12 protein-coding genes are annotated in these 13,556 nt (G+C 70.5%); 4 read left to right on the forward strand and 8 right to left on the reverse strand.

Annotation, left to right across the window (positions count from 1 at the left end; translation table 11 throughout):
- The first annotated feature begins 136 nt into the window (after positions 1 to 136).
- The 4 genes from OG322_RS32335 (at position 137) to OG322_RS32350 (ending at position 4,963) form a co-directional block, all read left to right on the forward strand.
- Positions 137 to 1,594 carry an aldehyde dehydrogenase family protein gene (locus tag OG322_RS32335; protein ID WP_123468324.1) on the forward strand — a complete coding sequence of 486 codons (1,458 nt, stop codon included), beginning with the start codon at positions 137 to 139 and terminating at the stop codon, positions 1,592 to 1,594.
- Positions 1,595 to 1,732: 138 nt separating this feature from the next.
- Positions 1,733 to 2,188, forward strand: coding sequence for an Lrp/AsnC family transcriptional regulator (locus tag OG322_RS32340; protein WP_123469724.1), 456 nt, complete (start codon positions 1,733 to 1,735; stop codon positions 2,186 to 2,188).
- Positions 2,189 to 2,402: 214 nt separating this feature from the next.
- Entirely contained in the window at positions 2,403 to 3,200 is a 798-nt protein-coding gene (locus tag OG322_RS32345) for a carbon-nitrogen hydrolase family protein (protein WP_329307325.1), read from the forward strand.
- Between the two features lie 47 nt (positions 3,201 to 3,247).
- Positions 3,248 to 4,963, forward strand: a complete 1,716-nt coding sequence (locus OG322_RS32350; protein ID WP_123468320.1) for a flavin monoamine oxidase family protein — start codon at positions 3,248 to 3,250, stop codon at positions 4,961 to 4,963.
- A gap of 6 nt (positions 4,964 to 4,969) precedes the next feature.
- Here the strand turns inward: OG322_RS32350 and OG322_RS32355 are convergent, their stop codons facing one another.
- From OG322_RS32355 to OG322_RS32390, 8 genes are all read right to left on the reverse strand, one after another.
- Positions 4,970 to 5,818, reverse strand: a complete 849-nt coding sequence (locus OG322_RS32355; protein WP_207316491.1) for a fumarylacetoacetate hydrolase family protein — start codon at positions 5,816 to 5,818, stop codon at positions 4,970 to 4,972.
- A gap of 50 nt (positions 5,819 to 5,868) precedes the next feature.
- Positions 5,869 to 6,894 carry a hydroxyacid dehydrogenase gene (locus tag OG322_RS32360; protein WP_123468315.1) on the reverse strand — a complete coding sequence of 342 codons (1,026 nt, stop codon included), beginning with the start codon at positions 6,892 to 6,894 and terminating at the stop codon, positions 5,869 to 5,871.
- Complete coding sequence (locus tag OG322_RS32365) at positions 6,878 to 7,942, reverse strand: dihydrodipicolinate synthase family protein (protein WP_123468313.1); 1,065 nt, start codon at positions 7,940 to 7,942, stop codon at positions 6,878 to 6,880. The genes OG322_RS32360 and OG322_RS32365 overlap by 17 nt, the downstream gene beginning before the upstream one ends.
- 8 nt (positions 7,943 to 7,950) lie before the next feature.
- Positions 7,951 to 8,979 (reverse strand): NAD-dependent epimerase/dehydratase family protein, encoded by a 1,029-nt coding sequence (locus tag OG322_RS32370; protein WP_123468311.1) that lies wholly within the window; start codon positions 8,977 to 8,979, stop codon positions 7,951 to 7,953.
- Positions 8,980 to 8,987: 8 nt separating this feature from the next.
- A complete protein-coding gene (locus OG322_RS32375) occupies positions 8,988 to 9,935 on the reverse strand; it encodes a carbohydrate ABC transporter permease (protein ID WP_123468309.1) in 948 nt (315 codons plus the stop codon).
- 2 nt (positions 9,936 to 9,937) lie between these two features.
- The gene (locus OG322_RS32380) at positions 9,938 to 10,843 is read right to left on the reverse strand and encodes a carbohydrate ABC transporter permease (RefSeq protein ID WP_123468307.1); all 906 of its coding nucleotides are present in this window, start codon (positions 10,841 to 10,843) and stop codon (positions 9,938 to 9,940) included.
- 105 nt (positions 10,844 to 10,948) lie between these two features.
- On the reverse strand, positions 10,949 to 12,205 hold the full coding sequence (locus OG322_RS32385) for an ABC transporter substrate-binding protein (protein ID WP_123468305.1): 1,257 nt from the start codon (positions 12,203 to 12,205) through the stop codon (positions 10,949 to 10,951).
- A 74-nt stretch (positions 12,206 to 12,279) separates the two neighbouring features.
- Entirely contained in the window at positions 12,280 to 13,536 is a 1,257-nt protein-coding gene (locus tag OG322_RS32390) for a Gfo/Idh/MocA family protein (protein ID WP_123468303.1), read from the reverse strand.
- Positions 13,537 to 13,556: the final 20 nt, after the last annotated feature.

Raw genomic sequence — 13,556 nt, forward strand, 5'->3', positions numbered from 1 at the left:
TTCGGAGGGCTCGCGCGGGCCGTTTCGGATGTCCGGATCCGGGTGCCTGAGAACGCTTTCACGCTTTCCAACTCAGTTGAAAATTAAGTAACATGAACCCCAATCAGCTGCCCGCCTCTCTGCGGTAAGGGATCTCATGTCCTTCTTCACTGACCTGGCCCATCAGTACATCGACGGCGAGTGGAGGCCGGGCAAGGGGTCCTGGGACATCATCGACTTCAACCCCTTCGACGGGGAGAAGCTCGCCTCGATCACGGTCGCCACGGCCGACGAGGTGGACCAGGCGTACCGGGCGGCCGAGACCGCTCAGCAGGCCTGGGGCGACACCAACGCCTACGCCCGGCGCACCGTGCTGGAGAAGGCGCTGCGGATCGTCGAGGACCGCGAGGCCGAGATCGGTGACGCGATCGTCGCGGAGCTCGGTGGCACACGGCTGAAGGCCGCCTTCGAGCTGCATCTGGCCAAGGAGTTCCTGCGCGAGTCGATCCAGCTCGCGCTGCGGTCCACCGGGCAGATCCTGCCCTCGCCGACCGAGGGCAAGGAGAACCGGGTCTACCGCGTGCCCGTCGGCGTGGTGGGTGTCATCAGCCCGTTCAACTTCCCCTTCCTGCTGTCGCTGAAGTCGGTCGCCCCCGCGCTGGCACTCGGCAACGCCGTGGTGCTCAAGCCGCACCAGAACACGCCGGTCTGCGGCGGCACCCTGGTGGCGAAGGTGTTCGAGGACGCGGGGCTGCCCGCCGGACTCCTGAACGTGGTGGTCACCGACATCGCCGAGATCGGTGACGCGCTGCTGGAGCACCCCGTTCCGCAGGTCATCTCCTTCACCGGCTCGGACAAGGTCGGGCGGCACGTCGCGACCGTGTGCGCGGCGAACCTCAAGCGTTCCGTGCTCGAACTCGGCGGCAACAGCGCGCTCATCGTGCTCGACGACGCCGATGTGGACTACGCGGTCGACGCCGCGGTGTTCAGCCGCTACGTGCACCAGGGGCAGGTCTGCATGGCCGCCAACCGGATTCTGGTCGACCGTTCGGTGGAGCAGGAGTTCACCGAGAAGTTCGTCGCCAAGGTCGCCTCGCTGCGCGTCGGCGACCCGGCCGACCCGGCGACCCAGATCGGTCCGCTGATCAACTCCACCCAGGCCGAGGCGATCGCCGCGCTCGTCGACCAGACCGTGGAGGCCGGTGCGACCGCACTGCTGCACGGGCGGGCCGACGGCAACCTCGTCAGCCCCTCCGTGCTGACCGGCCTGGCGGCCGACTCGCCGGTGCTGTCCCAGGAGATCTTCGGCCCGGTCGCGCTCCTCGTGCCGTTCGACGGCGAGGACGAGGCCATCCGGATCGCCAACGACACCCCGTACGGGCTGAGCGGCGCGGTGCACACCGGCAACGTCGAGCGCGGTGTCCGGGTCGGGCAGCGAATCCGCACCGGCATGATCCACATCAACGACGGCACCGTCCACGACGAGCCGATCGTTCCCTTCGGCGGCGAGAAGAGCTCCGGCCTCGGGCGGCTGAACGGCGACTCGATGCTCGACGCCTTCACCACCCAGAAGTGGATCTCCGTGCAGCACGGGCGCTCGCAGTTCCCGTTCTGACCCCGTTCCACCTGCGGTGAGCGCGCCCTGCGGGGCGGGCCCGTGGTCTACTTCGGGGGCGGCACCGCCGCCCCCGAACCGGCCGTCGCCCTGGCCGTCACCCGGCCATCGCCATCGCAGAGAAGTGATCCGTACGACGTGCGACTGAACGACCTCGACGAACGCATCGTCCACGCCCTCGCCGAGGACGCCCGCCGCTCCTACGCCGACATCGGCTCGATCATCGGGCTGTCCGCGCCCGCGGTGAAGCGCCGGGTGGACAGGCTGCGCGCCGAGGGCGCGATCACCGGGTTCACCGTACGGGTGGATCCGGCGGCGCTCGGCTGGGAGACCGAGGGGTTCATCGAGATCTACTGCAGCCGCAACACCTCGCCGGAGTCGATCAAGCACGGTCTCGCCCGTTATCCCGAGGTCGCGTCCGCGTCCACGGTGACCGGGGACGCGGACGCGATCGTTCAGGTGTTCGCGGCTGACATGCGCCACTTCGAGCAGGTGCTGGAGCGGATCGCGGGCGAGCCGTACGTCGAGCGGACGAAGTCCGTGCTGGTGCTCTCGCCGCTGCTGCGGCGGTACTCGTCGGGGTCGCCGGGCTAAGGTGCCGCGCCGCAGCCGGATGCCGCGGGTCGGGACGGAGACCTGGGTCACCTTGTTGACCTGCGGGAACGCTGGGCGCAATGAATCGTCGCCCGCGCCCGGTGGGGCGCAACGGATCGACGGTCGGTGCGCAACGGTCGCGCCTTGTCCGGGGGCGATCGCGGACCGTACCGTCAATACGTCCCCGCCCCGCCCGCACCGCCCGAGGTCTGCCATGCCGCCGTTGCGCACCGCCCTGCTCCAGAGCTCCGGACATCCGGGCTCGGTGGCCCGGAACATCGAGGTGATCGAGGACGCCGCACGCCGCGCCGCCGCCGACGGGGCCCGGCTGCTCGTCTGCCCCGAGATGTTCCTGACCGGGTACGCGATCGGGGACGACGTGCCCCGGCTGGCCGAGGCCGCCGACGGGCCCGCCGCGCAGGCCATCGCCGCGATCGCCGCCCGGCACGGGCTCGCCGTTCACTACGGCTACCCGGAGCGGGACGGCGACACCCTGTACAACGCCGCCCAGCTCATCGGGCCCGACGGCGCCGCGCTCGCGAACTACCGCAAGACCCATCTCTTCGGCGGCTTCGAGCAGCAGTGGTTCACCCCCGGCGAGCAGCCGGTCGTCCAGGCCGAGCTGGACGGCGTACGCATCGGGCTCATGATCTGCTACGACGTCGAGTTCCCGGAGAACGTGCGGGCGCACGCCCTCGCCGGCACCGATCTGCTGCTGGTGCCCACGGCATTGATGCACCCCTTCCCGTTCGTCGCAGAGTCCCTCGTCCCGGTCCGTGCCTTCGAGAACCAGCTGTACGTCGCCTACGCCAACCGGACCGGTCCGGAAGGCGAGTTCGAGTTCGTCGGGCTGAGCTGCCTGGCCGGTCCCGACGGCACGGTCCGCACCCGTGCCGGACGCGGCGAGGAGCTCGTCCTCGGGGACGTCGACCCGGCCCTGCTGGCCGCGTCCCGGGCCGGCAACCCGTATCTGCTCGACCGCCGCCCAGGTCTGTACGGCTCCCTCGTCTGAGCCCGCCGCTCCGCTCACTCACTCTTCCCGCAAGGAGTCCGTACCCCATGACGTCCACGGTGCCCACCGCCGTCCAGCACACCGAGGCAGCCCCGCCGATCACCATGTTCGGGCCGGACTTCCCGTACGCGTACGACGACTTCCTCGCACACCCCGCCGGACTCGGACAGATACCGGCGACCGAGCACGGCAGCGAGGTCGCGGTCATCGGCGGGGGGCTCTCCGGGATCATCACCGCCTACGAGCTGATGAAGATGGGGCTCAGGCCCGTCCTCTACGAGGCCGACCGGATCGGCGGACGGCTGCGTACGGTCGAGTTCGACGGCTGCACGGTGGACGGGCAGCCGCTCACCGCCGAGATGGGCGCGATGCGCTTCCCGCCGTCCTCGACCGCGCTCCAGCACTACATCGACCTGGTCGGGCTGGAGACGAAGCCGTTCCCCAACCCGCTCTCCCCGGTCACCCCGTCGACCGTCGTCGACCTGAAGGGCGCGTCGCACTACGCCCGGACGATCGACGACCTTCCGCAGATCTACCGGGACGTGATGGACGCCTGGAACAGCTGCCTGGAGGAGGGCGCCGACTTCTCCGACATGAACCGGGCGATGCGCGAGCGCGATGTGCCGCGGATCCGGGAGATCTGGGCCCGGCTCGTCGAGAAGCTCGACAACCAGACGTTCTATGGCTTCCTCTGCGACTCGGAGGCCTTCAAGTCCTTCCGGCACCGCGAGATCTTCGGCCAGGTCGGCTTCGGCACCGGCGGCTGGGACACCGACTTCCCCAACTCCATCCTGGAGATCCTGCGCGTCGTCTACACCGAGGCGGACGACCACCACCGCTCCATCGTGGGCGGCAGCCAGCAGCTTCCGCTGCGCCTGTGGGAACGCGAGCCGCAGAAGATCATCCACTGGCCGCTCGGCACCTCGCTGGCCTCGCTGCACGACGGGGAGCCGCGTCCCGCGGTGACCCGGCTGAACCGCACCGCCGGGAACCGGATCACCGTCACCGACGCCTCCGGTGACATCCGCACCTTCCGCGCGGCCGTCTTCACCGGGCAGTCCTGGCTGCTGCTCTCCAAGATCGCCTGCGACGACGCGCTCTTCCCGATCGACCACTGGACGGCGATGGAGCGCACCCACTACATGGAGTCCTCCAAGCTGTTCGTCCCCGTCGACCGGCCGTTCTGGCTGGACGGGGCCGTCGACGGCAACGGGGAGCCCACCGGCCGCGACACCATGTCGATGACGCTCACCGACCGGATGACGCGCGGCACCTACCTCCTGGACGACGGCCCGGACAAGCCGGCCAGCATCTGCCTCTCGTACACCTGGTGCGACGACAGCCTGAAGTGGCTGCCGCTCTCGGCGACCGAGCGCATGGACGTGATGCTCAAGTCGCTCGGCGAGATCTACCCGGGCGTCGACATCAGGAAGCACATCATCGGCAATCCGGTGACGGTCTCCTGGGAGAACGAGCCCTTCTTCATGGGTGCGTTCAAGGCCAATCTGCCCGGCCACTACCGCTACCAGCGGCGGCTGTTCACCCACTTCATGCAGGACCGGCTGCCCGCCGACAAGCGGGGCCTGTTCCTGGCCGGCGACGACATCTCCTGGACGGCCGGCTGGGCCGAGGGGGCCGTGCAGACCGCGCTGAACGCCGTCTGGGGCGTGATGACCCAGTTCGGCGGTGCGACCGACGCGGCCAACCCCGGCCCCGGCGACGTCTACGACGAGATCGCCCCGGTCGAACTCCCGGAGGACTGAGCGGGACTACGCGGGCCGGCAGACGCTGCGCTGCCGGCCCAGGCCGGAGATCTCGACCTCCATCACATCGTCCGGGCCCAGGTACGGGAAGCGACCGGACAGGGCCACCCCCTGGGGCGTACCCGTGTTGATGATGTCTCCGGGCTCCAGCACCAGGTACTGCGACAGATGGTGCACCAGATGCGCCACGCTGAAGATCATGTCCGCGGTGGAGGAGTCCTGCCGGGGCTCTCCGTTGACATGGCTGGTCAGCCTCAGCTGCTGCGGGTCACCGACCTCGTCGGCCGTCACCAGGACCGGGCCCAGCGGGTTGAACGTGGCGCAGCTCTTGCCCTTGGACCACTGGCCGCCGGACTCCTCCAGCTGGAAGGCGCGCTCGGAGACGTCGTTGCTCACCGCGTAGCCCGCGATGTGGGCGGCGGCGTCGGCGGGGGAGTCCAGGTAGGAGGCGCGGCGGCCGATGACGACGGCCAGCTCCACCTCCCAGTCGGTCTTCCTCGATCCGCGCGGGATGAGGACGTCGTCGTACGGGCCGACGACCGTGTTCGGGGACTTGTAGAACAGGATCGGCTGCTCGGGCGGCTCGGCCCCGGACTCCGCCGCGTGGGCGGCGTAGTTCTGTCCGATGCACAGGAGCGCGGAGGGCCGGGCCACCGGGGCACCGATCCGCTCGCCGGTGATGTCGGTCTCCGGGAGCTTCGGCTCGGCGGGGATCAGGTGCGGATTGCCGGCCAGCGCGGCGAGGAACGCGCCGTCGATGTCGTCGGTGATGCCCGACAGGTCGTAGTGGCGGCCCTCGGGGCAGACGACGACCGGGCGCTCGTGGCCCGGCTCGCCTATGCGCATCAGTCGCATGAAGGGTGGATCTCCTGACGGGTACGGGGGTCGGTACGGGTACGGGGCGGTCAGCGCAGCCGGACGAGGGCGTCGGCGGTGACGGCGTGCACCGGCGGACGCCCGGCGAGCAGTCGCAGCACCTCGTTGACGGCGCTGGTGCCGAGCCGCTGCCGGCACTCGACGCTGCCGGCCGCCTGGTGCGGGGTGAGCAGCACGTTCGGCAGGGAGCGGAAGGGGTGGCCGACGGGCAGCGGCTCGGCGTCGAAGACGTCGATCGCGGCGTCCAGCCGGCCGGTGGTCAGTTCGGCGAGGAGCGCGTCCTCGTCGACCAGCCACGAGCGGGCGGTGTTCACCAGGCCCGCGCCGTCCGGCATGAGCGCCAGCTGTCCGGCGCCGATCATCCGGTGGGTCTCCTCGGTGACCGGCGCGTGCACGGCCACGATCCGGCTGCCGGAGAGCAGCGTCTCCAGCGGTACGGACTCCACGCCGAGCGCCTCGGCGTCGGCGTCGGACAGGAACGGGTCGGTGACGCGCACCCGCGCCCCCATCGCCCGCACCAGCCGGATGTAGGCCCGCCCGGTGCGGGAGGCGCCGATCACCCCGATGTCGCTGCCGTGGATCTCGTGGCGCGGCGGTGCCTCGCTCGCCGCCGCCCAGTCCCGGCCGCCGCGCAGGGCGTGGTCGAAGCGCTGGATGCGGTGGAGCAGCGAGAGGGTGAAGGCGAGTGCGACCTCGGCGACCGGGCGGGCCATCTCGTCCCCGGCCTGGGTGACCAGGATGCCCCGCCTGAACACGTCCTCGGTGACGTAGGGCGCGACCGCCGAGCCGGTGTGCGCGACCAACTCCAGCCGGTCCGCGTGGGCCAGCAGCCCGGCGTCGACCTTGGGCGCCCGCCACGAGGTGATCAGTGCGCGGGCGCCGGGCAGCGCGGCGGCCACCGCCGCCCGGTCCGCGTGGTCGTCGATGACCGTGAGCCGTGCGGCCCGCTCCAGCTCACGCCATACCTCGGCGGTGAAGAACTGGGCGCGCAGGTGCGGCGGTACGGCGACGACCACCCGGGCGGAGCGGTCGGTGGATTCAGGAGAGCCAGGCATCGAGGTGCTCCGCAACGAAGGCGTCATCGGTCAGCCAAGGGTAGGCCGCGGCCACCCGGGTGATCTCCTCGGCCTGTCCGGGGGAGAGCGTCTCGGCCGGGTCCAGGCAGCGGATGTTCGCCAACAGGCCCTGGCGGCGCAGCACTTCGTGCACTCCGGCGATACAGCCGCGGAACGCGCCCCGTACGTCGAAGACCGCGCTGTTGGCGTCGGTCAGCTCGGTGCGGCGGGCCAGGCAGCGGACCATCGCCGCGTGGTCCCCGGCGCGGGCCAGGCGGACGTCGTCGAGCAGGGTCACCGCGGAGCTCGTCCACACCGCCCACTGGCCGAGCAGTCCGCCCGCGAACCAGCGCTGCGGGCCGTTCGCCGTCCCGTACGGGGTGAGCAGGTCGCCGACGATGTCGTCGTCGTTGCCGGTGTACAGCGCCACCTCGCCGGCCCGGTCCGCGGTGGCCACGGCCCGTACGACATCGGCGGTGCGGTAGCGGTCGAACGGGGCGATCTTCACGGCGGCCGTGTTCGGCAGATCGGTGAACGCCGACCAGAAGCCGGGTGACAAGTACCGTCCCCCGACGGCCTCCTGGAGGTAGAAGCCGATCACCGGAAGGACCTCGCCGACCGCCCGCGCCCGTTCCAGCAGCCCCTTCTCGTCCGCACCGGGCACGGCCGGGCTGAGCAGCACCGCGTCGTAGCCGAGCTCGGCGGCGGTGGTGGCCTCGGCGACGGCCTGCGCGGTGTAGCCGCAGGCGCCGGCGACCTTGACGAACGGGCGGCCGGCCTCGGCGTCGATGGTCTCGGCCGCGAGCTCCAGGACGGGCCGGAACAGGCCGACTCCCGGCTCGCGGATCTCGAACTGCGTGGTGTGGACGGCGACGGCGGCACCGCCCGCCCCGGACGCCAGGTAGTAGCGGGTGAGCGCGCGCTGCCGACGTTCGTCGAACGTTCCGTCCGCGTGCAGCGCGAGCGGGTGTGCGGGTATCGCGGCGCCGCGGGCGAGCAGCTCCAGCGCGGGCGTGGACGGGAGGGAAGGTGTGGAGGGAGTGGACATGGAGTGGATCAGAACCTTCCGTCACGTACCTGGAACTTGGTGGGCTTGCCGGACAGCGGCAGCCCGCGCCGCAGCCAGTCGGCCTGCCACTCGACGAGAGTGCGCAGCGCGACGTCCGGGTAGCCGAAGAGGGCGTGGCAGCGGCTCGCGTCGGAGAGCAGCGCGGTGGGCGCCTCCGTACCGGCGAGGACCGGCTCCCGGTCGAACTCCTCGCCGAACCACTGCGCGATGCGGCGTACCGAAGCGGTCTCCGGGCCGGTGAGGTTGAGGGTGAACGCCTCGCCGTCGGTGGCGTGCAGCAGCGAGCGCAGCGCGACCTCGTTGGCGTACCCCTGCCACACCACGTTGGCGTGGCCGGTCGTCACATCGACCGGCTCGCCGGCCTGCACGCGGTACGCGATGTCGGCGAGGACCCCGTAACGCAGGTCCACGGCGTAGTTGAGGCGGATGTTGGCGACCCTGGTGCCGAGGGTCAGCGCCGCATGGCCGAAGATCCGTTCCCGGCCGAGGCACGACATGGCGTACTCGCCGACCGGGCCGACCGGGTCGGTCTCGGTGCAGCCGCCCGAGGAGACCTGCACCAGCGGGTACACGTTGCCGGTGGAGAACGCGGTGATCCGCGAACCCGACCAGCGGCGGGCCACCCGGTCCGGCATCGCGGCGTTCACCGCCCAGGCGAGCGAGGGCGCCCCGGCGGAGCCGAACTTGGCGCCGACCATGAAGACGACGTTCCCGGCATCGGGCAGCCGGGTCAGATCGGCGGCCGGGTCCATCAGGTCGAAGGCGACCGTGCGGACCCCTGTGGCCTCCAGCTCGTCGGCTGCGGCCTTGTCGGACCAGCGGGAGACCGCGTACACGGTCACATCCGTGCGGCCCGCGGCGTCCAGTGCGCGGCGGGCCAGCCGGCACAGGCTGGGCCCCATCTTGCCGCCCGCACCGAGGACCAGCAGATCGCCTTCCAGGCGGCCGAAGTCGGCGACGAGCGCGGGGGAGGGGGTGGCGAGCCGCTCTTCGAGTGCGGCCTCATCGGTGAACATATACCTGGCTATCCCTTGATTCCGGACGCGGTGACGCCCTCGGTGAAGTAGCGCTGGCCCACCATGTACGCGGCGAAGATGGGCACGAACGCGATGACGGAGCCGGAGAGCACCACGTTGAGCGGCACGTTCTGCTGCTGGAGCGAGGCGATGCCGACGGTGAGGGTGCGCATGTCGGTGGACTGGCCGATCACCAGTGGCCACAGGAAGTCGTTCCAGTGCCACAGGAAGACGAAGACCCCGAGCGTGGCGAGGATCGGCTTCAGCAGCGGCAGCACGATCCGGTAGAAGATCTGCCACTCGCTGCACCCGTCGAGGCGGGCCGCCTCGAAGAGTTCGTCCGGCAGTCCCTGGATGAACTGCCGCATCAGGAACACCGCCTGGGCGTTGGCCAGGGTCGGCACGATCAGTCCCCAGTACGTGTCGACGCCGCCGAGCTTCGCGATCATCGCGAAGGTCGGGATCATCGTGACGTGATACGGGACCATCACCATCGACAGGAACGACCAGAACATGGCCTCCCGGCCCGGGAAGCGCTTCTTGGCGAACGCGTACCCGGCGAGCGAGGCGAGCAGCAGCACGCCGACGACCGAGACGACCGAGTACATCAGCGTGTTGAACAGCCAGCGCGGCACGTCCTGGGCGCCCATGACGGTGTCGTACGCCTCGCCGGTCAGCGGCCAGGGCAGCAGACTGCCGGGGAAGTCGACCGCGGCGGACGGCTTCAGCGAGAGCACGACCATCGCGTAGAACGGGAAGACCGTCACGATCGCGGCGAGCGTCAGCAGTGCGCCGCGCGCGAGCCGGCCGGTCCGGGTGGAGCGCATTCCGTACGGGACGGTGTCCTGCTCGGAGAGCTTGCGCAGCTTGCGTTCGGCCCGGCGCGCGGCCCGGTCCGGGGGCGCGGAGGCCTTGCGGACGGGCGGGGCCTTCATCTCTTCGGGTGCTGCGGTCATGGTCACTGGTCCTTCCCGATCACGAGCCGCTGGATCACCGCGACGACCACGGTCAGCACGAAGAGCGCGACACCGATGGCGGAGGCGTAACCCAGGTCGAAGTACTTGAAGCCCGCGTCGTAGAGCTGGAAGACGAGCGTGTAGCTGGCGTTGGCGGGCCCGCCGCCCGTCATGGTGTAGACGGCGTCGAAGACCTGGAACGAGGCGGTCGTCTCGATCACGGCGAGGAAGAACAGGGCGGGCTTGAGCTGCGGCAGCACGATGTAGCGGAACCGCTGCCAGGGGCCGGCCCCGTCGGTGAGGGCGGCCTCCTCCAGCTCGCGCGGGATGTCCTGCATCCGGGCGAGCAGGATGAGCATCCCGTAACCGAAGCGGGACCAGACGCCGACGAGCGCGAGCGCGGGAAGCACCAGCACGTCGTCGGAGAGCCAGGAGCCCTCGGACATCCCGAACCAGCCCATCAGGGTGGACCACGGGCCGCCGGTCGAGAAGATCCAGACGAAGACGGTGGCGGCCAGCACCAGCGAGGTGACGACCGGCAGGAAGAACACCGAACGGAAGAACTTGGCGCCGCGGAACGCGCGGCGGGTGATCAGCGCCAGGGACACCGACGCGATGAGCGTGCCCGGCACGGCGATCACGGTGTAGAGCACCGTGACCTTCAGCGCCTGCCAGAACAGCGGGTCGGCCCACAGGCGGGTGAAGTTGTCGAGCCCGATGAAGCTGCCGCCGCCGGTGAGGGAGTAGTCGGTGAAGCTCATCAGCACGCCGGCGACACCCGGACCGAACCGGAAGGCGAGGAAGAGCAGGAAACAGGGGAGGACGAAGAGCAGGCCGATCCGGGCCTCGCGGCGCGCCTGCGGCCCGCTGCGACGGCCCCGGCGGGTGGGTTCCGCGACGACTGCCACGGGGATCTCCTTGCGGTACGGGGGGATTGCGGTGGATCGGGGGATGTGCCCCCGGGGGGTGCGGGGCCGTGGTCCGGGTTCGGCCGGACCACGGCCCCGCAACGGTCAGCGGCCGAGCATCGCCTGCGCGGCCTTCTGCGCGGCGTTCAGCGCGTCCTGCGGGCTCTTCTTGCCGAGCAGCGCGGCCTGGATCTCCGGGGCGAGCACGCCCTGGACCTCACGCGCCTTGTCCTGGAGCGGGCCCACGTCCATGCTCGGCAGGGTGGCGCCGACGGCCGTCTGCAGAGCGTCGTCCGGGTACAGGTCGCCGCCGGACTTGCGGGCCGGGAAGTAGCCGGCGGCCTTCTGCAGTCCGGCCGCGTTCTTCGACTCGGCGACGAAGTTCAGCCAGTCGCCGGTGTTCTTCTTGTCGGCGCCCTTCAGCATCGACAGGGCGCCCACGGTGCCGTATCCGACCGACGCGGTGTCCCTCAGTGGCGGCTGGACGACGATGTTCTCCTTGCCCCAGAAGGGCTCGACGTCCGCCGGGGTGTTCTGCCAGGTGCAGGCGACCTTCCCCTTGGCGGTCGGGGTCTGCTCCAGCTTCGGGGTGGTCGTGACCAGGTCCCGGTCGGTGTAGCCGCCGTCGACGAGCTTCTTCAGGTACGTCAGGGCCTTGACGCCGGCCGCGTCGTTGAAGGTGACGTTCTTGCCGTCCTCGGAGAAGACGTCGCCGCCGGCCTGCCAGAGCAGCGGGTAGAAGGTCATGTTCAGTGTCTGCTGGGTGTCACCGCTGTAGCTGGTGGCGTAGTAGCCCTTCTTCTTCAGCTTCGGGGCCAGCGCCTGAAGATCCGCCCAGCTCGACGGGTAGGTCTTCTCACCGATCGCGGCGAACACGCGCTTGTCGCAGATCAGCGGGTTGGCGCTGGTCAGGATCGGAGTGGCGACCGGCTTGCCGTCGACCGTGACGGACTTCAGCGCGAAGTCGGTGTAGTCCGACTTGGCGGAGGCCGGCATGTACTCGTCGGCCGGGACGATGTTCTTGGCGTACTTCGGCAGCTGGTCCGGGATCAGGTAGACCGCGTCGGGGCCCTTGCCGGAGGCGATCGCGGTGGCCAGAGCGGTGTCGCGGTTGGCCCACGGGAAGGTCTCCACCTTCACCTTGACGCCTTCGTGCTTGTTCTCGAACGCCTTGACCAGGCCGTCCCAGTAGGCCTTGTTCTTGGCCTCGTCGAAGATGACCGGGTAGGTCCACATGGTCACGGTGTTGTCGTCGCCGCCGCTGCCGGAACACCCGGCCAGCACACCGGCGGCGAGCGCGGTGGCCAGAACGGGGGCGGCGAGGGCGCGGACTCTGGAACGGCGGGTGAGCAGACGGGACATGAGGTGGTCCTCCGGGAACCTGAGGCGGGGCGGGGAAGAGGGCCTGGTCCGAACGACTGGCCCTTCAGGGGATGTCACGTGGCCGGGACCGTCTGGACGGTGCCGGTGTGCCGGGCGCGTTCGGCGGCGAACGCCGCGAGATGGCTGCCGAGCGAGGTGGCGGGGCCGGAGCGGACGGCCCCGGCGTCACCGGTGGCGACGGCGGTGACGAACGCCTCGACGAGTGCGGCGTCCCCGCCGCCGTGCCCGTCGGCCGCGTTCGAACCGGACGCGCCGATTTCGTGGACGGTGGACTCGCCGGTCCGGAAGTCCTGCACCGTGACCCGCTCACCGTCGCCGATGAGCCAGCCGTGCGAGCCGAAGATCCGGGTCTGGCGGTGGGTCTGCTCGGTGAACGCGACCATCTGGAAGGTCGCGGTCACCCCGTCCGTCAATTGCATGGCGAGGACCTGGTGGTCCACCACGTCGTTGTCACTGCGGTACGCGCAGACCCCGTAGGGGCCCTCGCGCAGGGCCCGCACGAGCCCGGCCTCGTCGGTCGCCTCGGTGACATGGGTGACCGGCCAGACCGCGCCCTTCTCGCGCAGCGTCGGCATGTACAGCTTCAGCGCGCTGTACGGGCAGCCGGACTCGACCGCACAGTCGAGGCAGCGGTCGGCGGACCCGGCCGGGGCGTTCTCGGGCCGGAAGTGCTTCAGTCCGCCGAAGCCGGTGACCTGCTCGATCCGGCCGCCCATGATGTACGTGATCCAGTCCAGGTCGTGACAGGACTTGGCGAGCAGCATCGGGGAGGAGTCCTTCTCGCTGCGCCAGGGCCCGCGCACATAGCTGTGGGCGTAGTGCCACCAGCCGACCGGCTCCAGATGGTCGAGCGAGACGAGCTGCCCGAGCACACCGGAGTCCACGACGTCCTTCACCAGGTCGGTGTACGGGGTGTACCGCATGACGTGGCAGACGGCGAACAGCACCCCGGCCCGCTCCACCCCCTCGACGATCCGCCGGGTCTCCTCCTCGGTCGGGGCGAGCGGCTTCTCGGCGAGGATCGCGTAACCGGCCCCGGCCAGCGCCAGCACCGGCTCCACGTGGAAGCGGTCCTGGGTGGCCACGATGACGGCGTCGGCGATGCGGTTCTCGACGAGCGGCCGCCAGTCGTCGAATTCGACGGGTGCGCCGGCGGCGGCCCGCGCCGCGGGGCGCGGATCGGCGACGGCGACGAGTTCGGCGCGCTCCGGGTGCGCCTTGATCCACTCGGCGTACGTCAGACCGCGGTTGCCGGCGCCGACGAGTGCGACGCGTACGGGCCGGCCGGTGATCGGGGTATGCGTGGACACGGGGAATCCCTGGTACTCGA

Source organism: Streptomyces sp. NBC_01260, from assembly GCF_036226405.1.
Classification (GTDB): Bacteria; Actinomycetota; Actinomycetes; order Streptomycetales; family Streptomycetaceae; genus Streptomyces; species Streptomyces laculatispora.